General features: G+C 71.9%; 21 protein-coding genes. 11 read left to right on the forward strand and 10 right to left on the reverse strand.

Annotated elements, in window-relative coordinates:
* Nucleotides 1-7: 7 nt before the first annotated feature.
* Entirely contained in the window at nucleotides 8-634 is a 627-nt protein-coding gene (locus tag A3CE_RS0146045) for an alpha-ketoglutarate-dependent dioxygenase AlkB (RefSeq protein WP_020646898.1), read from the reverse strand.
* An 85-nt stretch (nucleotides 635-719) separates the two neighbouring features.
* Nucleotides 720-1,295, reverse strand: coding sequence for a dihydrofolate reductase family protein (locus A3CE_RS0146050; RefSeq protein WP_020646899.1), 576 nt, complete (start codon nucleotides 1,293-1,295; stop codon nucleotides 720-722).
* A 238-nt stretch (nucleotides 1,296-1,533) separates the two neighbouring features.
* On the opposite strand from A3CE_RS0146050, the gene A3CE_RS0146055 reads away from it, so the two are divergent.
* On the forward strand, nucleotides 1,534-2,112 hold the full coding sequence (locus A3CE_RS0146055; RefSeq protein WP_020646900.1) for a hypothetical protein: 579 nt from the start codon (nucleotides 1,534-1,536) through the stop codon (nucleotides 2,110-2,112).
* 21 nt (nucleotides 2,113-2,133) lie between these two features.
* Here A3CE_RS0146055 and A3CE_RS0146060 read toward each other — a convergent pair whose 3' ends face one another.
* Nucleotides 2,134-3,069, reverse strand: coding sequence for an RluA family pseudouridine synthase (locus A3CE_RS0146060; protein ID WP_020646901.1), 936 nt, complete (start codon nucleotides 3,067-3,069; stop codon nucleotides 2,134-2,136).
* 31 nt (nucleotides 3,070-3,100) lie between these two features.
* A complete protein-coding gene (locus A3CE_RS0146065; protein ID WP_020646902.1) occupies nucleotides 3,101-3,478 on the reverse strand; it encodes a DUF5313 domain-containing protein in 378 nt (125 codons plus the stop codon).
* Nucleotides 3,479-3,564: 86 nt separating this feature from the next.
* Between A3CE_RS0146065 and A3CE_RS0146070 the strand changes: the two genes are divergently transcribed.
* Both A3CE_RS0146070 and A3CE_RS0146075 read left to right on the forward strand, forming a co-directional pair.
* A complete protein-coding gene (locus A3CE_RS0146070; protein WP_020646903.1) occupies nucleotides 3,565-4,002 on the forward strand; it encodes a MarR family winged helix-turn-helix transcriptional regulator in 438 nt (145 codons plus the stop codon).
* A gap of 53 nt (nucleotides 4,003-4,055) precedes the next feature.
* Entirely contained in the window at nucleotides 4,056-4,937 is an 882-nt protein-coding gene (locus tag A3CE_RS0146075) for a TIGR03854 family LLM class F420-dependent oxidoreductase (RefSeq protein WP_020646904.1), read from the forward strand.
* Here A3CE_RS0146075 and A3CE_RS0146080 read toward each other — a convergent pair.
* Nucleotides 4,934-6,445, reverse strand: a complete 1,512-nt coding sequence (locus A3CE_RS0146080; protein WP_026469514.1) for an MDR family MFS transporter — start codon at nucleotides 6,443-6,445, stop codon at nucleotides 4,934-4,936. The genes A3CE_RS0146075 and A3CE_RS0146080 overlap by 4 nt on opposite strands.
* Nucleotides 6,446-6,558: 113 nt before the next feature.
* Between A3CE_RS0146080 and A3CE_RS0146085 the strand changes: the two genes are divergently transcribed.
* The gene (locus tag A3CE_RS0146085; RefSeq protein WP_020646906.1) at nucleotides 6,559-7,719 is read left to right on the forward strand and encodes a DUF1015 family protein; all 1,161 of its coding nucleotides are present in this window, start codon (nucleotides 6,559-6,561) and stop codon (nucleotides 7,717-7,719) included.
* Here the strand turns inward: A3CE_RS0146085 and A3CE_RS0146090 are convergent.
* A complete protein-coding gene (locus A3CE_RS0146090; RefSeq protein WP_020646907.1) occupies nucleotides 7,716-8,639 on the reverse strand; it encodes a prenyltransferase/squalene oxidase repeat-containing protein in 924 nt (307 codons plus the stop codon). The genes A3CE_RS0146085 and A3CE_RS0146090 overlap by 4 nt on opposite strands.
* On the reverse strand, nucleotides 8,639-9,145 hold the full coding sequence (locus A3CE_RS0146095; protein ID WP_020646908.1) for a DinB family protein: 507 nt from the start codon (nucleotides 9,143-9,145) through the stop codon (nucleotides 8,639-8,641). The genes A3CE_RS0146090 and A3CE_RS0146095 overlap by 1 nt, the downstream gene beginning before the upstream one ends.
* A 71-nt stretch (nucleotides 9,146-9,216) precedes the next feature.
* Between A3CE_RS0146095 and A3CE_RS0146100 the strand changes: the two genes are divergently transcribed.
* Nucleotides 9,217-10,296 (forward strand): ATP-dependent DNA ligase, encoded by a 1,080-nt coding sequence (locus A3CE_RS0146100; RefSeq protein ID WP_185839769.1) that lies wholly within the window; start codon nucleotides 9,217-9,219, stop codon nucleotides 10,294-10,296.
* Nucleotides 10,293-11,297 carry a non-homologous end-joining DNA ligase gene (gene ligD / locus A3CE_RS0146105; RefSeq protein ID WP_020646910.1) on the forward strand — a complete coding sequence of 335 codons (1,005 nt, stop codon included), beginning with the start codon at nucleotides 10,293-10,295 and terminating at the stop codon, nucleotides 11,295-11,297. The genes A3CE_RS0146100 and ligD overlap by 4 nt, the downstream gene beginning before the upstream one ends.
* A 12-nt stretch (nucleotides 11,298-11,309) precedes the next feature.
* Here the strand turns inward: ligD and A3CE_RS0146110 are convergent, their stop codons facing one another.
* On the reverse strand, nucleotides 11,310-12,485 hold the full coding sequence (locus tag A3CE_RS0146110) for an MFS transporter (protein WP_020646911.1): 1,176 nt from the start codon (nucleotides 12,483-12,485) through the stop codon (nucleotides 11,310-11,312).
* 91 nt (nucleotides 12,486-12,576) lie between these two features.
* Between A3CE_RS0146110 and A3CE_RS0146115 the strand changes: the two genes are divergently transcribed.
* Nucleotides 12,577-13,149 (forward strand): TetR/AcrR family transcriptional regulator, encoded by a 573-nt coding sequence (locus A3CE_RS0146115; protein WP_026469515.1) that lies wholly within the window; start codon nucleotides 12,577-12,579, stop codon nucleotides 13,147-13,149.
* Here the strand turns inward: A3CE_RS0146115 and A3CE_RS0146120 are convergent.
* Both A3CE_RS0146120 and A3CE_RS0146125 read right to left on the reverse strand, forming a co-directional pair.
* Nucleotides 13,146-13,400, reverse strand: coding sequence for a hypothetical protein (locus A3CE_RS0146120; RefSeq protein ID WP_020646913.1), 255 nt, complete (start codon nucleotides 13,398-13,400; stop codon nucleotides 13,146-13,148). The genes A3CE_RS0146115 and A3CE_RS0146120 overlap by 4 nt on opposite strands.
* Before the next feature lie 69 nt (nucleotides 13,401-13,469).
* Nucleotides 13,470-14,483, reverse strand: a complete 1,014-nt coding sequence (locus A3CE_RS0146125) for a CobW family GTP-binding protein (protein WP_026469516.1) — start codon at nucleotides 14,481-14,483, stop codon at nucleotides 13,470-13,472.
* Nucleotides 14,484-14,875: 392 nt separating this feature from the next.
* Between A3CE_RS0146125 and A3CE_RS0146130 the strand changes: the two genes are divergently transcribed.
* The 4 genes from A3CE_RS0146130 to A3CE_RS52885 all read left to right on the forward strand — a co-directional run bounded on the left by A3CE_RS0146130 (nucleotide 14,876) and on the right by A3CE_RS52885 (nucleotide 18,602).
* A complete protein-coding gene (locus tag A3CE_RS0146130) occupies nucleotides 14,876-16,030 on the forward strand; it encodes a nitric oxide synthase oxygenase (RefSeq protein ID WP_245589724.1) in 1,155 nt (384 codons plus the stop codon).
* A gap of 100 nt (nucleotides 16,031-16,130) precedes the next feature.
* Nucleotides 16,131-16,637, forward strand: a complete 507-nt coding sequence (locus A3CE_RS0146135; RefSeq protein ID WP_020646916.1) for a flavodoxin domain-containing protein — start codon at nucleotides 16,131-16,133, stop codon at nucleotides 16,635-16,637.
* Nucleotides 16,638-16,716: 79 nt separating this feature from the next.
* Complete coding sequence (locus tag A3CE_RS0146140) at nucleotides 16,717-18,012, forward strand: MFS transporter (protein WP_020646917.1); 1,296 nt, start codon at nucleotides 16,717-16,719, stop codon at nucleotides 18,010-18,012.
* Between the two features lie 83 nt (nucleotides 18,013-18,095).
* On the forward strand, nucleotides 18,096-18,602 hold the full coding sequence (locus A3CE_RS52885; RefSeq protein WP_157376801.1) for a type 1 periplasmic-binding domain-containing protein: 507 nt from the start codon (nucleotides 18,096-18,098) through the stop codon (nucleotides 18,600-18,602).
* The last annotated feature ends 90 nt before the right edge of the window (nucleotides 18,603-18,692 follow it).

The following is an 18,692-nucleotide window of genomic DNA, read 5'->3' on the forward strand; positions in this document are numbered from 1 at the left end:
GGACTGCTCAGCGGACGCCGCGGGGCCGGAACTGGATGCTGATCCGCGGTCCGGCCGCCCGGTTCGTCTTGGGGACGGCGTGTTCCCACGTGCGCTGGCACGAGCCGCCCATCACGATGAGGTCGCCGTGGCCGAGCGCGTAGCGGCAGGACTCGCCGCCGCCACGCGGGCGCAGCGCCAGCTGGCGTGCCGCGCCGACCGAGAGGATCGCGACCATCGTGTCTTCGGTGCTGCCACGGCCGATCGTGTCGCCGTGCCACGCGACGCTGTCGCGGCCGTCGCGGTAGTAGCACAGGCCCGCGGTGCGGAACGGCTCACCGAGCTCTCCGGCGTAGTGCGCGCTCAGCGCGGCGCGTGCCTCGGCCAGCACGGGGTGGGGGAGCGGTTCCGCTTCGCCGTAGAAGCAGAGCAGCCGGGGGACGTCGACCAGCCGGTCGTACATCCGGCGCCGCTCCGCCTGCCACGGGACGCCGGTGACGAGGTCGGTGAACACCTCGCCGGCGCCGTCGAGCCAGCCGGGCTGCACGTCGACCCACGCGCCGGAGCCGAGCTCGGTCCGGCGCGGTGCCAGCGCGTGCAGCGTGACGGGGCCGGACTCGCCGAACAGCGATGCCTGCAGCGCTGGGGTCGTCATGGGTCCGACCGTACACGATGCTCGAACAGATGTTCTACACGAGACTCTGCAAGTCGGCCGGCCCCGGCCCCGGCCCCGGCACCGGTCAGCGCACGACGTCGTAGACGAGCTTCTGGATCCCGTTGCCGTAGGACTCGCTCTCGACGAGCTTCAGGCGCTGCTTGTCCTTGTCGGTCTCGCTGAACAGCCGCTTGCCCGCGCCGAGCAGGACGGGGAAGACCAGCAGGTGGTAGCGGTCGATCAGGCCGGCGTCGGCCAGGGCGCGGTTCAGGGTGGCGCTGCCGTTGACGATGATCGGCCCGCCCTCGGTCTCCTTGAGCGCGGCGACGTCGTCCAGGGAGCGCAGGATGGTGGTCTCGCCCCAGTTGTCCACCAGGTCCTTCTCGTCGAGGGTGGTCGACACGACGTACTTCGGCATCGCGTTGTAGCCGGCGAACTCCACGGTCATGCCCGGCCAGACCGGCGCGAACGCCTCGTAGCTCACCCGGCCCAGCAGCAGCGCCGTGGCTTCCTCCTGCTCGGTGCCCTTGATCTCGTAGGCGGCCGGCTCGAACTCGACGTCCTTGAAGGTCCAGCCCGCGTTCCGGTAGCCCGGCTCGCCGCCGGGGGCTTCGACGACGCCGTCGAGCGAGACGAACGAGGTGGAGATCAGGGTGCGCATGCGGTGCTCCTCGGGGGATCGTGATCTGCCTTCGAGAGTCTGTCGAACGGGGGCCGCCGGATTCGACACCCGCCGCGCGGAAAACTTCCGACGCACTGCCTCGGTGGAAGGTGGGTCTTGTCCGTGGCCGTCCGGGCTCGTACAGTCACTCTCACGTCGGACAAAGGTCTGGACCTCCGGCTACCGCCGCCTCGAGTGACACAGGAGGTTGACGGTGCGCAGACTTCGCGGTGCGGGCGTGCTCGCGGCGGTCGTGACGGGGCTGGCGGTCTTCACCCCGGTCGCCGGCGCCCAGGTCGGAACGGGTCCGTGGATCTCGGACTCGCCAGGCTACTCGGAACAGCAGCGGGGATGCGGCAACATCTCGGGGCTGACCTTCAAGCTCACCTGCTCCACCGGCAGCGGTGACCAGCGCGCGGAACGCCGCTACACCACCTACACCGGCGGCACCCACCAGTTCGAGGGCTCCTTCAAGATCACCAGCATGGGCGGCTCCCGGATCAGCCTGAAGCAGACGTTCCGGGACGGCTCGAGTGCCGGGCCGTTCTTCCTGCTGGCGGTGGAGAAGGGCGGCCGCCTCTACGCCGTGCACGGCGGGGAGACGATCGCCACCGGCGCGACCGTGGGCACGAGCGTCCGGGTCAACACGATCAACCAGGTGGGCAGCACGCACAAGGTGTACATCAACGGCTCGCAGAAGGACTCGGTGTCCAGTCCGGGCGGCAGCTACTACGACAAGTTCGGCAGCTACCGCACGGCGAGCGGCAAGGGGCCGATCACGGTGGAGTGGAGCGGGATCAGGTTCTGGCACAAGTGACGCCGCGGCGGTGCCCCCGGTTCACGCCGGGGGCACCGCCCAGGCTTCCGGATCGTCCCAGGCGGACAGCTTCAGCCCGCTGGCGAACCGGCGGTGGGCCCCGGTCAGCGGGTCGTCGAAGTCGAGGACCTTCGCAAGCAGCTGCAACGGTTTCGTGAAGTCGCCGAGGGGCTTCTCGCGCAGCACCGGGTAGAAGTCGTCGCCGAGGATCGGGATGCCGAGGCCGCTCAGGTGCACGCGCAGCTGGTGCGTCCGGCCGGTCGACGGCACCAGCCGGTAGCGCCCCAGCCCGTCGCGGTGCTCCAGCAGGTCGACGTAGGTCTCGGCGTTCGGTTCGCCGGGCACTTCCCGGGCGGCCAGGACTCCGCGGTCCTTGACGATCCGGCTCCGGACGGTCCGCGGGAGCGCGAGCGCCGGGTCGTACGGGGCGATCGCTTCGTACTCCTTGTGCACCTTGCGGTCGCGGAACAGCGTCTGGTACTTCCCGCGCAGCTCCGGCGTGATCACGAACATCACCAGCCCGGCGGTGACGCGGTCGAGCCGGTGCGCGGGGGACAGGCGCGGCAGGTCGAGGTCGCGGCGCAGCCGCACGAGCGTCGTCTCGAGGACGTGCTGCCCACGCGGGATCGTCGCCAGGAAGTGCGGCTTGTCGACGACCAGCAGGTGCTCGTCGCGGTGCACGACGTCGATCGCGAACGGCACCGGCACCTCGTCCGGCAGGTCGCGGTGGAACCAGATGAACGAGCCGGGCGCGTACGGTGTGTCGACGCCGAGCGGGCCGTCGGCGCCGTGGATGCGCTCCTCGCGCAGCATCTCCTCGATGCGATCCGGTGCGACGCGCGGCAGCCGGTCGACGAGGTGCGCCAGCAGGGTGGGCCACTCGCCGTCGGGCAGTTTCAGCCGGGCGGGGTCCAGCCCGTGGCGCGGCGGGATCGGCGGCCGGAGCTTGCGTCTCATCGTCCCCCGACTGTAGCCAACCCTCCGACAGCTAACCCTCCGACGGGGTCCGGTAGCGCGCGAGGTAGCGGGCGGTCACCTCGGCGTTGGCGGCTTCGGCGGCCTCGGCGCGGAGACGGCGTCCGGTGTTGTGGGGGAAGCCCTGCCGGCCGAGCCGGTGCTCGACGCTCTCCTCCATGTACGCGCAGGAGTAGAAGTACGCGACGAGCGCGGCCATGAGGACCGCCAAAAGCCGCAGTGAGATCGGGCCGGGCATCAGCAGCCAGACGGCGCACAGCGGCACGATGCCGACCGACCGCTGGAGCACGTACCGGGCGCGCCAGTGCTTCGACGTCGCGTCGTACCGGGCCCACTCGTTGTAGCGCACGGGAAGCCGCACACCGACGGCGTAGCCGATCCAGCGAAGCACTCCAGGTCGTTCCATGACTTCGAGAGTACATTAATACTTAGTACACTAACCATTAGCGCGATCGACGACACAGGAGGATCGGCCACATGATCGACCTGGGTGAAGACCCCCTGAAGCTGGACCGGCAAGTGTGCTTCGCGCTGTCGGTGGCTTCGCGCAGCGTGATCGCGATCTACCGGCCGCTGCTCGAGCCGTACGGCCTGACGCATCCGCAGTACCTGGTGATGCTCGCGCTGTGGGAGCGTTCGCCCCGGTCGGTGAAGGATCTCGGCGTGACACTGCGCCACGATCCGGCGACGCTCTCGCCGCTGCTGAAGCGGCTGGAAGCGCTCGGGTACGTCACGCGCAGCCGGAGCCGGTCGGACGAACGGCAGCTGACGGTCGAGCTGACCGAAGCCGGCCGGGCACTGCGGGCGGAGGCGGAGAAGATCCCGTACAAGGTGGTCGAGACGCTCGGCATGGAGGTCTCCGAGCTGGAAGCGCTCCACGCCGTGCTGACCCGGGTCATCGACGCGACCGCCTGAGGAATTCCTGGCCGCCCGGCGCGTTCCCCTGGGAAAGCGTCCCGGGAGGAACCGTGCTGAAGATCAGGCTGGGCGTCGCACCGGCGCCGGGGACCGGGCCGGCGGAGTTCGCCGGGCTGGCACAGCGGCTGGAGCAGGCGGGCGTCGACTCGCTGTGGCTGTCCGAGCTGGTCCACTCACCCGAAGTCGACCCGATGATCGGCATGGCCCACGCGCTGGCGCGGACGCACGCGCTGAAGGTCGGCACCGGCGTCGCGATCCTGCCCGGGCGGCACCCGGTGCTGGTGGCCAAGCAGCTGCGCACGCAGGCCGGCCTCGCGCCGAAGCGGGTGCTGCCGGTGTTCGGCCTCCGCCCGGCCCGCGCGGCGGAACTGGACCTGTTCCCGGTACCGCCGGGTCGCCGCGCGGCGGTCTTCGACGAATCCTTGACCCTCCTGCGACGGCTGCTGGAGGAGGACGAGGTGTCCTTTGACGGCGAGTTCTTCCGGGTTTCCGGAGTTTCGCTGGGACCGCGTCCCGCTAAGCGCCTCGACGTCTGGCTGGGCGGAACGGCCCCCGCGGCCCTGCGCCGCGCGGGCCGTCTCGCGGACGGCTGGCTGGGCAGCTTCCACACGCCGTCCGAAGCACGTGAGGCCCGCATCGCCATCCAGGACGCCGCGGCGGAGGCCGGCCGCGAGATCGAGGAGGACCACTTCGGGCTCAGCCTGGCGGTGGCGGACAAGGGGATCCCGGACGAACTGGCTGCCGTGGCGGCCCGCCGGCGTCCCGGAGTGCCGGTCGAAGACCTCGTGGCGACGAGCTGGGCCGAGGCGCGGCGGCTGGTGGAGCAGCACATCGAAGCCGGGCTGTCGAAGTTCGTGATCCGGCCCGGGCACGGGGATTTCGACGGGTTTCTCGAGAAGTTCCAGGCGGAACTGGTGCCGCTGCAGAACTAGAACTCCAGCCGCGCGGTCTTCCTCGGCATCAGCAGCAGCGCACCCACCGACAGCACCGCGACCGCCAGGAGCCCGAGGAAGACGTAGTGCGTCGCGTCCGCCAACGCGCCCCGCACGAACGTCGTCACCGGGGAATTGTCGGTGTGGCCGCCCAGCACCAAGCTCGTCGCGTCCACCGACGGCGGCAAATGCCCCGCCACCTCCGCCGGCGGGTTCGCGAACCGCGACGCCAGCGTCGCGTTGGCAATCGCGCCGAAGACCGCCGCGCCGACCGCGCTGCCGAGGGAACGGCTGAAGAGGTTCGTCGCCGTCACCACGCCGCGGCGGTCCCAGCCGACCACCGACTGGATCGCCACCAGGGTCGGGCTCGCCGCCAGGCCCAGGCCCAGCCCGAGGACGAACGCCGCGAGCGCCGCCGCCCAGATCGACGAACCGGGGCTGAGCAGCGCCACCAGGACGCCGCCCGCGATGATGAACACGCTGCCGATCAGTGCCGTGTCGCGGAAGCCGATGCGCAGGTAGATCTTGCCCGACAGGGACGCCGAGACCGGCCAGCCGACCGTCAGCGCGGCCACGGCGAACCCCGCCACCAGCGCGCCCGAGCCGAGCACGCCCTGGGCGTACGTCGGCAGGTACGACGTCAGGCCCATCAGGATCGCGCCCACCACCACCGCCACCAGGTTGCCGCCCACCAGCACCCGGCGGGTGAACACCCACAGCGGCAGCACCGGCTCGGCCGCGCGCTTCTCCACCAGCACGAACGCCACCAGCATGGCCGCGCCCGCGACGAAGATCGCCACGCTCGGCAGCGAACCCCAGCCCCACGCGACGCCGCCTTCGAGCAGCCCCAGGATCACCAATGAGCAGCCGAGGGTGAGCAGCGCCGCGCCCAGGTAGTCGACCTGGTGCCGCTTGCGCTCCACCCGCTCGGCGAAGTTGCGGAACAGCATCAGCGCGGCGATCGCGCCGAGCGGCAGGTTGACGAAGAAGATCCACCGCCAGTCCAGGTACTCCGCGAACACCCCGCCGAGCGTCGGGCCGACCACCGAAGCCGCGGCCCAGACGCCGGCCACGTAACCCTGCACCTTGGCCCGTTCCTCCACCGTGTAGAGGTCGCCGATCACCGTCATCGACATCGGCTGGATCGCCCCGGCCCCGATGCCCTGGACCGCGCGGGCGGCGATCAGCACCGGCATGCTCCACGCGGCACCGCACAGCACCGAGCCGACCAGGAAGGCCGCAATCCCGAAGAACATCACCGGGCGGCGGCCGAGCACGTCGGCGAACTTGCCGTAGAGCGGCACGGTGACCGCCTGGGTGAGCAGGTAGATCGAGAACAGCCACGGGAACTGCGAAAACCCGCCGAGGTCGCGCACCACCGACGGGACGGCGGTCGCGATGATCGTGCTGTCGAGCGCCACCAGCCCGGTGCTGAGCATGACCGCGATCAGGACCGGGCCGCGGTCGGACCGGAAGCCGACTCCCCTGGTCGCGGTGGGAGCCGGCATCGGTGGCGTGCTGCTCGGGGAGGTCATGACCGGAGTCAACTGCTTTGCCGCCCTAAGCATTCCGCCTCCCGGCGAATTCCCGTCGCGGTCGCCTATCGCGCAAGATGGTGAGGATGAACGACTGGATCCGGCCGATCGGGCGGGGCTGGGTGGTCCGCGACGTGGTCCCCGGCCCCGACGTCGACGAGTTCGCCGAGCCCGACCGGGTGATCGCCGCGCTGGCCGCGCCCGGTGCCGCGGACAGCCTGCTGGCGGTGCAGCACCCCGCCCGCACGCCCGCGGCCCTGGCCCGCGGGCTCGACCTGGCCGCCGCCGTCCCGGTCGCCCGTGCCGTGCTCGAACGGCTCCGCAAGCGGTTCTACCGGCCGGTGCGCGAAGTCGTCGCGCCCTACCGGGTCGAAGGGCCGGACGGCGTGGCGCTGGGCCTGCTCTGCCTGGTCGACCCGGCGGCGGTGACCGACGACGGCGCCGCGCGGGTCCGCCACACCGAGGACGTCTACCCCGACGTCGTGGCCGAACGGGCCGCGGTGCTCGCCGGGCTCGGCTGCGCGACCAGCGCGGCGATGCTCGTCCCGGCGGCCGGCGGCGAGCCGCTGACCGAGCAGGTGGAGCAGGCCTGCGCCGCACTCGGCCTGCCCGATCTGTCCACTTCGGACGCGGCGGGCCGCCGCCACGACCTGTGGCTGGTGCCCGCCGGGCCGCTGCAGAGCCGGCTGCTGGCCGCGGTCGCCGGCGCGGACCTGCTGGTCGCCGACGGCAACCACCGGGTGGCCGCGGCCGCGGCGGCCGGGCACAGCGCACTGCTGGCCCTGGTCACCGCGGGTCCGCGGCTGCGGATCGGCGCCATCCACCGGGTCCTGACCGGCACCGGCCTCGGCCCGGAAGACCTGGTGTCGCGCTGGTGCGCGGCCGGGCTGGACGTCCGGTACGACGAGCACGCCGTCCCGGTCCCCGGCGAGGCCGTCGTGCGCGCCGGCGCGGCCCTGCTGCGGATACCGCTGCCGGAATCCGGCGGGCCGTGGCCGGTGATCGACCACGAGGTCGTCGAACGGGTCCTCTTCGCCGACGCGCTCGGCCTGGACCCCGACGGGCCGTGCGTCCGCCCGCTCCCGGCGGGGCGGCCGCTCCCGCCGGACGCGGACGCCGTCGTGATGCTGGCGCCGGTGCGGTATTCCGACGTCCTCGCGGTGCACGCGGCGGGGCGCCGGATGCCGCGGAAGGCCACCTACTTCACGCCGAAGCCGCGCAGTGGCCTCCTGCTGGCCGAGCTTTAACGGGCGTCCCACCAGGCCAGGACCCGGGTGGCGAACAACGTCAGCCACTTCGACGGCTGCCCGGCCGGGACGTCCACCGCGAACCACACCCGGCCGGCGTCCGTCCGCCGCTGGAGCCACGTCCCGTCCGGCTGGCGGGCTTCGCGGATCAGGGCGATCGCCTCGGCCATCCGCTCGTCCGGCCGGTCGGCGTCGCGGAAGTACGAAGCGGCGTTGAGCACGTCGTAGCGCCAGCGGAACGGGTAGCCGAACTCGCGCACCCACGGCGCGATCGGCTCGCCGGTGGAACGGCGGCGGAACAGCCGGCGCTCCAGCAGGTACTCCTCACCTGCTTGGCGAGCCGCACGTGAAGCCGAAGTCCCGCCCGTCGCCTTCTCGTGCGCGAGAAGGCCCTTGAGCGAGTTGAGCGTCGAGTGGACCGACGAGCGCGTCGAGCCGTCGACCCACTCGCAGTTCCAGCCGCCGTCGGGCAGCTGGTGCGCGACGAACCACTCGGCGATGCCGGTGACGTCCGCGCCGAGCCACACCCCGTTGGCCAGGGTCCAGGCGTTGATGCAGCAGTCGGCTTCGCCGTCCCAGTAGGGCAGGTCGTCGTACTCCCAGCGGCAGCTCCGGGCGAGCAGCCCGGCCGTGCCGTCGAGCACGGCGGCGTCGAGCCCCCACTCGCGCAGGGCGTTCAGTGACCACGTCGTCGCCGTCCAGGGCTGCGGCTCGTCACCACGGAAGCCGGCCGGGAAGAACGCCCCGCCGGCCCACCGGCCGTCGGGATCCTGGCGCGCGAGCAGCCGCGCGCCGAACCCTTCGGTGGCAACCCGGGCCCGCGTCGCCTCCCAGACCCCGGCCGGCTCGCCCGCCAGGTCGCGCTCCACCTGCCAGCGCAGGGCCGGGTCGGCGTCGCGCAACCAGGCGAGCAGGTCCATCAGGCTCCCGTGACGCCGTCGATGGCCTCGCGCAGGAAGTCCGCGTGGCCGTTGTGGCGGGCGTACTCGTGGATCATGTGCAGCATCACCAGCCGCAGCGAGACGTCCTCGCCCCAGCGCGCCTGGTGCCCGGTGACGTCGAGGGACTCGGCCGCCTCTTCGATCTTGCGGGACTGCCCGACCTCGGCCTCCCACGCCGCGAAGGCTTCCGAACGCGTCGACGAGCTCGCGTCGTAGGCGGCCTGGTAGTCGACTTCGTCCGACCACACCAGCGGGACGTCTTCGGCGTTGATCACCCGCCGGAACCAGGTGCGCTCGACCTCGGCCATGTGCCGGACCAGGCCGAGCAGGGACAGCGTCGACGGCGGGCTCGAAGCTCGGCGGAGGTCCTCGTCGGACAGCCCGTCGCACTTCATGGCGAGGGTGGCGCGGTGGAAGTCGAGGAAGGTGCGCAGCATTTCGCGCTCGCCGCCGGTCAGGGGCGGTTCAGGACGTTCGGTGGTCACAAGGGAGTGTGTATCACGCCCGGCTGTGTCTTTCGCCAAAGAATGTCGTACCCGTGTTTTAAGCTCGCGCGGTGGACTTGCCCGTCATGCCGCCCGTGCGGCCGATGCTCGCGAAAGCGGTGCACGACGTACCTCGTGCACCGGGGCTGCTGTACGAGCCGAAGTGGGACGGCTTCCGCTGCGTGGTGTTCCGCGACGGCGACGAGATCGAGCTCGGCTCCCGCAACGACCGCCCGCTGACCCGCTACTTCCCGGAGCTGGTGGAGCTGCTGGCCGCCGCGCTGCCGCCCCGCTGCGTCGTGGACGGCGAGATCGTGCTGGTCACCCCCGCCGGGCTCGACTTCGGGGCGCTGCAGCTGCGGCTGCACCCGGCGGCGTCGCGCGTGCGCAAGCTGGCGGAGGAGACGCCGGCCAGCTTCGTCGCCTTCGACCTGCTCGCCCTCGGCGACACCGACCTCACCGGCGAGCCGTTCCGCGAGCGGCGCAAGCGGCTCGAAGGCATCCTGAGCACCGCGGCGCACGGGCTGCAGCGCGTCCACCTGACCCCGCTGAGCGACGACCCGGCGCAGGCCGAGGACTGGTTCACCCGGTTCGAGGGCGCGGGCTTCGACGGCGTGATGGCCAAGCCCGCCGACGAGCCGTACGAGCAGGACAAGCGCGTGATGTGGAAGGTCAAGCACGAGCGCACCGCGGACTGCGTCGTCGCCGGCTTCCGCTGGCACAAGGACGGCGCCGGCGTCGGTTCGCTGCTGCTGGGCCTGTTCGACGACGACGGCGTGCTCCACCACGTCGGCGTCGCGAGCAGTTTCACGAAGGCGCGGCGCGGCGAGCTGGTCGAAGAGCTGGCGCCGCTGCGGGAAAACGCGCTCGAAGGCCATCCTTGGCGTACTTGGGCCGAGTACGAACCGGACCCGGCTCGGAAGCCCGGCGCGATGAGCCGCTGGGCGCCGCAGAAGGACCTGTCGTGGGAGCCACTCCGGCCGGAGTGGGTGGCGGAGGTCCGCTACGAGCACCTGGAGGGCGGGCGCTTCCGGCACGGCGGGCGGCTGGTCCGGTTCCGGCCCGACCGCACGCCGGGGTCCTGCACGTACGCCCAGCTCGACGAGGCGCCGCCCGCCGAGCTCGCGAAGCTGTTCGGGGAGGCGCGATGAGCGCGGCGGTGCTGCTCGACGTCGACGGCGTCGAGGTCAAGATCAGCAGCCCGGACAAGGTCTACTTCCCGGAACGCGGCGAGACCAAGCTCGACCTCGTCGAGTACTACCGGGCGATCAGCGGGCCGCTGCTGGCGCGGCTCGGCGGGCGCCCGCTGCTGCTGGAGCGCTATCCGGACGGCGCCGGCGGCAAGAACTGGTTCCAGAAGCGCGTCCCGAAGGGCGCGCCGGAGTGGCTGACCACCACGGTCGTCTCGACACCGAACGGCACGACGAGCGACGCGCTGGTCGCGAAGGACCTCGCCCACATCCTCTGGGCGGTCAACCTGGGCTGCCTCGGCTTCCACGTCTGGCCCTACCTCGCCGACGCGCCCGAGGTGACCGACGAGCTGCGCGTCGACCTCGACCCGTCGCCCGGGATCGGCTTCGACGAGCTGCGCGAGGCCGCGGTGCTGACCCGGGAGTTCCTGGCCGAGCACGGGATCGAGGGCCACCTGAAGACGTCCGGTTCGCGGGGCCTGCACCTGTACGTGATGCTCGAACCGCGGTGGGACAGCTTCCAGGTGCGGGCCGCCGCGGTCGCGCTGGCCCGGGCGCTGGAACGCCGTCACCCGGCGAAGATCACCGCCCAGTGGTGGAAGGAGGAGCGCGGCTCGCGCGTGTTCGTCGACTTCAACCAGAACGCGCCGCACAAGACCGTGTTCGGCACCTGGTGCGTGCGGCCGCGCGTCGGCGGTCAGGTGTCCACTCCGATCGCCTGGGCCGAGCTGGACACGGTCGAACCCGACACGCTCACGGTGAGCACGGTGCCCGCCCGGGTCGCCGAGCGGGGCGATCCGTGGGCCGGGGCGGGGGATCGGCCGCAGTCGATCGAGCCGCTGCTCGAGATGTCCGAAGCGGACATGGCGAACGGGCTGATGGACGCGCCGTGGCCACCGGTCTACCCGAAGATGCCGAACGAGCCGCCGCGCGTCGCGCCGAGCCGGGCGAAGAAGGGGTGATCTTCAGTCCACTCAGGACGATGGCGGGGCCAGCCTGGGGGTGAGCTGGCTCCAGGCGAGCAAGGCGGCGAGGCCGGTCAGCCCGAACACCGCGGCCAGCCCGATGGCGGAGCCGGCGGCACCGGCCAGTGGCGAGGCCGCGGTCTGCCCGGCACCGAGCCCGGCGAACGACCAGGTGACGCCGCGCGCGGGCCGGGCCGGGAAAACGCGGGTGGCCCAGAGGATGCACAGCCCGGTCAGCGCCATGTAGGAGGTACCGAACAGCGCGCTGGAGAGTAGCGCTCCGGCCAGCCCCGGCCGAGGCAGGGCCAGCAGGGCGATGCCGGCGGCCGCCAGGGTCCAGGCGGCGAGGTTGGCGTTCCGCAGCCCGGTGTGGCCCGCGGCCCGTCCGGCCAGGCCACCGAGCAGCCCGGCCACGCCGATCGTGGCCCAGCACCAGGTCGCGGCCACCGGGCTCAGCCCGGCTTCGGCGAGCCGGGAGTTCGAGAACGTCCAGTACGGCGCGCTCGTCGCCCCGATGAGGACGGAGTTGACGACGAGCGGAGCCGCCCGGCGGCCGGTGGCTGCGGTGATTTCGGGGGCGGTGGGCTCCGCAAGCTCCGGAATCTCCGGCGACCAGGGTGTCCGGGGCAGCGTCCGCCAGGCGAGCACGGTCATCCCGGCGCCGATCACAGCGAAAGCCCACCAGACCGCAGGCCAGCCGAACGCCAGCAGGGGCGTGAACGCCGACGCGGCCAGCCCGAGCCCGGTTCCGGTGTTGGCCCAGGTCTGCGCCCGGGCCCGGACGGGCGAGCCGACCGTCTCGCCGATCAGCTGGGCGACCCCGGGCGAGACGAGACCCGCGCCGGTGCCCGCGAGGACGATCCCGGCGCCGAACACCACGACACCCGGGGCCGCCGCCATCAGTGCGAGGCCGATCGTGGCCGAGGCTCCGGCCAGGATGACCGTGCCGCGGGCGGATCGGCGGGATGTTGCCGGGGACACCAGCAACCCGAGGCCGTAGCCCGCCGTGGACAGGCCGCCGAGGACGCCGACGGCGGTGGTCGTGAGCCCGAACGTCTCGCTGAACCGGGGCACGAACAGCCCGTACGCGTAGCGCGCGAAGCCGTAGCACAGGGCGATCACGCCCGCGCCCGCCGCGGCGATGGACCACCACCCCGTCTTCTTCTCCTCCGTTCCGGTCACCATGCCATCCACTAAACAGACAGGTCTGTATGGTGTCAAGGAATGCTAGGATCACCGCAGGTAGCAGACCAGACCAACTTGTCCGGAGGAGTTCGTGGGCCGCACGCGTCCGGGTGATGCGGGAGCGAAGGTGCTCAAGGCCGCGTCGACCCTCTTCTACCGCGATGGCATCCACGCGGTGGGCGTCGACACCGTGGCGGCCGAGGCGGGCGTCACCAAAGCCGCCCTCTACGGCAACTTCGGCTCCAAGAGCGGGCTGGTCGTCGCGTACCTGCGGGAGCGCGACCGGCGGTGGCAGGCGGAGATCGACCGGATCACGGCCGGCCACGCCGACCCGCGTGAGCGGGTGCTGGCGGTGTTCGACGCGTACGAGGCATGGCTGTCCCGCGACGGCTACCGCGGCTGCGCGTTCCTCAACGCGACGTCGGAGTTCCCCGACCCCGCCGACCCGGTCCGCGAGGTCGTCCGCCACCACAAGACCGCCCTGCGCGGCTACCTCCACGCGCAGCTCGAACGCGCCGCACCCGGCCGCGCCGACACGCCGGCCGACGAGCTGGCCGACGAACTGATGCTGCTGCTCGAGGGGGCCGCGGTCAGGTCGGTGGTCGACCGGAGCGCGCGGCCGTTCGTCACCGCGAAGCGGCTCGCTGTGACCCTGACCGGCTAGACCTCCAGGTCCAGGGCGAGCTGGCCCCGGTCTTCGCCGATGCCGGAGAGCGTCGCGACGCACGCCGGGCACGGCGTCACCTCGGACGTGGCCAAATCCAGGGGTTTCCAGCTGCGGGACTCCCGTGCGCCGCACGCCGAACGCCGGTAGCGGAGGTCTCCGGAGCGGGTCATCAGGTGGGCCAGGGGGACGTCTTCGGGCAGCACGCCGACCAGGTACCAGCGTGGTGCGCTCACCGCGGTGGTCGTCATGGCCGTCAGTGTCCGTCGCGGCCGGCGGGACCCCGGCGCATTTGCCGATCTTCGGCGTGGCGGGACGCCTCAGGCCTCGTCGGGCAGGTAACGGAGGATGTGCAGCAGGCCGCGTTCGTCGACCACCGGCGGATCGGGCGCCACGCACCCCGCCAGCTCGGCGAGGACGGCGCCGGTGTCGATCCCGGCGCCGATCAGGACCAGTTCCGTCCGGCGCGGCGCGCCGGGCGGCCAGGCCGAGCGCTCCAGCTGCACGAACCCGCCGACCGTGTGCAGGTGGAAGCGCGACCCGGCGCCGAAGTCCGCCTGGCCCTTCATCCGGTACAGCCCGGCCGGACGGCGCTCCAGGAACCCGACGAACGCCCGGGGTGCCAACGGCGTCTCAGCCGTGAAGGTGACCGTGTCGTACCTAGCGTGCAGGTGCTCTGCGTGGTCGTCGTCCTCGCGCAGGTCGTCGAACGACAGCTGGCCGGCCCGCTCGCCGCGGGGTTCGGGGTCGAAGAACAGCCGCGGGTCGACGCGTCCGTGCGTGGTGACCAGCAGGGGCCGGCCCGGGGCCAGCTCTTCGACGGTCGCGGTGAGCTTGGCCAGCGTCTCCGCGGGGACCCGGTCGGCCTTGTTCAACACCACGAGGTCGGCCAGCCGCAGGTGGTCGGCCAGCTCCGGGTGGCGCTCGCGGGCGGCCTCGAACTCGGCGGCGTCCACCACCTCGGCCAGCCCGCCGTAGCGGATGTCGCGGTTTTCGCTGGCGATCATCAACCGGATCAGGTCGCGGGGTTCGGCGATGCCGCTGGCCTCGACGACGATGACGTCGATCCCCGCCTCGGCGCTCGACAACCGGCCGAGCATCGCGTCCAGCCCGCTCGCGTCGACGGCACAGCACAGGCACCCATTACCCAGCGAGACCATCGTGTCGACCTGGCCGGCGACGGCGAGCGCGTCGACGTTGACCTGGCCGAAGTCGTTCACGACCACACCGATCCGGGCGCCTTCGCGGTTGGCGAGCAGGTGGTTGAGCAGTGTCGTCTTGCCCGCGCCGAGGAACCCGGCGACGAGGACCACGGGGATGCGCCTGGCGCTCACGAAACGTCCTTCCTGTGCCGATCACCCGACTCTAACGCCGGGGGCCGCCGCGCGCATACACGGGTGACCGGCGCCGGAAAAGGCCGTTCGGCGAATGCCCTCGAAAAGACGCAGGCGTCTGATGTGAGAAAGGATCACGCGAATTTCAGTGTCCATAGTGATCGATTGACGGAAAATGCGTTGTGCCATGTCCGAATAACGCTTGGTAGTGGTCATTTTCCAGACCTCGCCGGGGTGGCGGAGAATTGCGGGACGTGAGGTATCCTCGCCCGCCTGGCCGGAAGTCCCAGGGCAGTGGGAACTTCCGGTCATGGCGTCGTGGCGACCATCGGAGGAACGGTGAACCTTTTCGTCGGGCTGCAGATCACGATTTCGGAGAGTGGGGTAACGCGATGACGGTTACACCCGAGCGGGTGACGGCCCCGATCTCGCTTTGCCCTCAGCGCGTCTCGGGGGAGCAGAGTGTCAATTCCGCGGAAGCGGAGGAATTCCTGGACCGGATGTTCGCCGAAGGCGCCGCCGAAGAAGGCGACCGGTTCGAGACCCGGCTGGCGCAGGTGCGCGCGGAAATCGCGGAAACGGGCACCTACCGGCACACCGCGGCCGAACTGGCCTACGGCGCGCGCGTCGCGTGGCGCAACTCGGCGCGCTGCATCGGCAGGCTGTACTGGCGCGGCCTCCGGATCCGGGACCGGCGCCGGGTCACCGAGCCCGCCGCGATCGCCGGCGAGTGCGTCGCCCACCTCCGCCAGGCCACCCGCGGCGGGCGGATCCGCCCGACGGTCACCGTCTTCGCCCCCGGTACCCCGGACGCGCCGGGGCCGCGGATCCACAACGAGCAGCTCATCCGCTACGCCGGGTACCGCCTCGAAGACGGTTCGGTCCTGGGCGACCCACGGTACGCCGAGTTCACCGAGCGGGTGCGAAGCCTCGGCTGGCGGCCTCCCGAGCGAAGAGGGTCGTTCGACGTCCTCCCGCTGCTGGTCGAGGCGGCCGCCGGCGAGCCGCGGCTGTTCACGCTGCCCCCGGACGCCGTCCTGGAGGTCCCGCTGACCCACCCCGACCACCGCTGGTTCGCCGGGCTGGGCCTGCGCTGGCACGCCGTGCCGGTGATCAGCGACATGCCACTGGAGATCGGCGGCGTCACCTACCCCGCCGCGCCCTTCAACGGCTGGTACCTCGGCAGCGAGATCGGGGCCCGCAACCTGGCCGACGAGCAGCGCTACGACCTGCTGCCGGCCATCGCCGAGCTGATGGGCCTGGACACCGCGTCCGACCGCACGCTGTGGCGCGACCGGGCAGTGGTCGAGCTGACGCTGGCGGTCCAGCACTCGTTCGACGCGGCCGGGGTCACCCTCGCCGACCACCACACCGAGTCGCACCGGTTCCTGTCCCACGTGGAGCGCGAGGAGCGGGCCGGCCGCCGGTGCCCGGCCGACTGGAGCTGGATCGTCCCGCCCCTGTCGAGCGGCCAGACCGCGGTGTTCCACCGCTACTACGACGAGCCCGACCCCGCGCAGCGGCCGGCGTTCCTGCCGCCGGGCTGAGCGCCAGGCCTGTTGTCGAAGAGCAACGTGAAAGCGCCCATTCGGCGGATCGTGACCGCCCCATGGCGCAGTCCGGCGCGGAAGGGCCGACAATGGAGCCATGACCGCAGTCCTCGTCGCCTACGCCGGGCGGCACGGCGGAACCCGGCAGATCGCCGAGGTCATCGCCGCCGAGCTCGGCGAATCCGGCCTGACCGTGGACGTGCGCGATGCCACCGACGTGGCCGGGGTCGGCGAATACGCCGCGGTCGTCATCGGCAGCGCCCTCTACTACCACCGGTGGCGGCCGGAAGCCGTCCGGCTGCTGGAGCGCAACGCCCGGGCGCTCGCCGAGCGCCCGGTCTGGCTGTTCCACAGCGGGCCGTGCGGCCCGGGCGCGGCGACCCACCAGGTCAGCCTGCCGGCGAACGTGGCGCTGCTGGCCGCGCGCATCGACGCGGAGCGCACCGCCACGTTCGGCGGCCGGCTGGACCCGGCGACCGTACGCGGCCTGATCCCGCGGCTGATGGCGTCGGGGCAGCGCGCCGGCGACTTCCGCGACTGGGACCGGATCAAGGCCTGGGCCCGGGACGTCGGCCGCCGCGTCCGCACCCGCGTCACGCTCTGACGCTCTTGCCCGCCCCGGGCGGTGGGTGCTAAACCGTGCCTGAGGCATTCCGGTGGGAAACCGACGGAACGGGGCGAACGTGACGGATCGGCAGGCGGAACCCGCACCGGCGAAGAAAGCGCTTACGTCCGACCAGCGCAACTCCTTCCTCGCGGCGCTGCTCGGCTGGAGCATGGACTCCTTCGACTACTTCCTCGTCGTCTTCGTCCTCGCGGACATCGCCAAGGACAAGTCGTTCGGGGCGACCGCGACGCAGCTGGCGTTCATCACGACGGCGACGCTGGTGATGCGCCCGGTCGGCGCCCTCCTGTTCGGCCTGTGGGCTGACCGCGTGGGCCGGCGCATCCCGCTGATGGCCGACGTCCTGCTGTACTCGGTGGCCGGTCTGCTGTGCGCGTTCGCCCCGAACTTCACGGTGCTGCTCGTCCTGCGGTTCGTCTACGGCGTCGGCATGGGCGGCGAGTGGGGCCTGGGCGCGGCGCTGGCGATGGAGAAGATCCCGGTGGCGCGCCGCGGGTTCTTCTCGGGCCTGCTGCAGGTCGGCTATTCGATCGGGTACCTGCTGGCGGCGCTCGCGTACCTGCTGTTCCACTCGGCACTCGGCCTGCAGTGGCGCTGGATCTTCGTGCTCAGCATCTTCCCGGCGCTGATCAGCCTGCTGATCCGGGCGCGGGTCCGGGAGTCCGAGGTCTGGGAGGCCGCGCGGGAGAAGCTGAAGCTGACGCGGACGTCGGTCAAGGACATCTTGCTGAACCCGAAGGTGATCCGCCGCTTCGGCTACCTGATCCTGCTGATGACGGCGTTCAACTGGATGAGCCACGGCACCCAGGACGTCTACCCGAGCTTCCTCAAGGCCCACGAGAACGGCGGCGCCGGGCTCAGCGCGTCGACGAGCACGTGGATCGCGGTGCTGTACAACGTCGGCGCCATCATCGGCGGGCTGACCTTCGGCACGCTGTCCGAACGGCTGGGCCGCCGCCGCACGATCGTGACGGCCGCGGTGCTCGGTCTCCCGGTCGTCCCGATCTTCGCGATCGACCACGGCGCGGGAATGCTCGCGCTCGGCTCGTTCCTGATGCAGATCATGGTCCAGGGCGCGTGGGGCGTGATCCCGGCGCACCTGACCGAGATGTCCCCGGACGCGATCCGCGGGTTCTACCCGGGCGTGACCTACCAGCTCGGCAACCTGCTGGCGGCGCTGAACCTGCCGATCCAGCAGGCGATCGCCGAGTCCCACGGGTACCCCTCGGCTCTCGTGTGGACAGTCGTGCCCGGGCTGATCGCCGTCGCCGTCCTGACCGCGATCGGCAAGGAGGCCAAGGGAATCCGGTTCGGCGAGGGGGTCGTGACCACGGCGCCGTCCGGCACGAAGTAGCCGACCCGCCCTGGCCGCGGGCGCCCGGTGCCCGGCACACTACCGGGGTGCGCCCGGGACCGGGCGCGGGAGCGAGGGGTCTCGTGCGGCGTGGGTGGGTGGTCGCGGCAGCCGGTGCCGTCGTCGTGGGCGTGGTGGCCCTGGTGGTGTGGTGGCCCTCGGGCGGGGACGACGGTCTGCCGCCCGCGCGGGCGCGGGTCTACGCCGACTTCTCGGCGTGCCTGCTCACCGGGGAACAGGGCCTGGCGAGCCCCGGCGCCGCACCGGTGTGGGCCGGGCTGCAGGACGCGTCCGCCGACACCGCGATCAAGGTTTCCTACCTCGCCGCGGCGGGACCGGCGACCGACGCGAACTACCTCCCCTACCTGAACTCCTTGGTGCAGCGCCGCTGTGACGTGATCGTGACGGTGGGGCAGCCGGGCACCGCCGTGGCGCTCGCGCAGGCGGCCGCGCACCCCGGAATCCGGTTCGTGATCGTCGGCGCCTCGGGGCACCCGGCGGCCAACGTCTCCCCCGTGGGGGTGAGCGGGCACGTCCGCGAAGACGTCGCCGGGGCGGTCCGGGAGGCCGCGCACGCCGCCGGGCACTGAAAATTTGGTCCTCGTTCGTCCTTTTTGACAGGCTTTCACCCGAGTCGGACGTGTCCGTCCTCTCAGGATTCCGTGCTTTCGCAGTCTTTT

Source organism: Amycolatopsis balhimycina FH 1894 (assembly GCF_000384295.1).
Classification (GTDB): domain Bacteria; phylum Actinomycetota; class Actinomycetes; order Mycobacteriales; family Pseudonocardiaceae; genus Amycolatopsis; species Amycolatopsis balhimycina.

Excerpts from the sequence above, each read along its gene's own strand:
- A3CE_RS0146045 (WP_020646898.1), bottom strand. The coding sequence starts at position 634 with ATGACGACCCCAGCGCTGCAGGCATCGCTGTTCGGCGAGTCCGGCCCC.
- A3CE_RS0146050 (WP_020646899.1), bottom strand. The coding sequence starts at position 1,295 with ATGCGCACCCTGATCTCCACCTCGTTCGTCTCGCTCGACGGCGTCGTC.
- A3CE_RS0146060 (WP_020646901.1), bottom strand. The coding sequence starts at position 3,069 with ATGAGACGCAAGCTCCGGCCGCCGATCCCGCCGCGCCACGGGCTGGAC.
- A3CE_RS0146070 (WP_020646903.1), top strand. The coding sequence starts at position 3,565 with ATGATCGACCTGGGTGAAGACCCCCTGAAGCTGGACCGGCAAGTGTGC.
- A3CE_RS0146080 (WP_026469514.1), bottom strand. The coding sequence starts at position 6,445 with ATGCCGGCTCCCACCGCGACCAGGGGAGTCGGCTTCCGGTCCGACCGC.
- A3CE_RS0146085 (WP_020646906.1), top strand. The coding sequence starts at position 6,559 with ATGAACGACTGGATCCGGCCGATCGGGCGGGGCTGGGTGGTCCGCGAC.
- A3CE_RS0146090 (WP_020646907.1), bottom strand. The coding sequence starts at position 8,639 with ATGGACCTGCTCGCCTGGTTGCGCGACGCCGACCCGGCCCTGCGCTGG.
- ligD (WP_020646910.1), top strand. The coding sequence starts at position 10,293 with ATGAGCGCGGCGGTGCTGCTCGACGTCGACGGCGTCGAGGTCAAGATC.
- A3CE_RS0146110 (WP_020646911.1), bottom strand. The coding sequence starts at position 12,485 with ATGGTGACCGGAACGGAGGAGAAGAAGACGGGGTGGTGGTCCATCGCC.
- A3CE_RS0146120 (WP_020646913.1), bottom strand. The coding sequence starts at position 13,400 with ATGACGACCACCGCGGTGAGCGCACCACGCTGGTACCTGGTCGGCGTG.
- A3CE_RS0146130 (WP_245589724.1), top strand. The coding sequence starts at position 14,876 with ATGACGGTTACACCCGAGCGGGTGACGGCCCCGATCTCGCTTTGCCCT.
- A3CE_RS0146135 (WP_020646916.1), top strand. The coding sequence starts at position 16,131 with ATGACCGCAGTCCTCGTCGCCTACGCCGGGCGGCACGGCGGAACCCGG.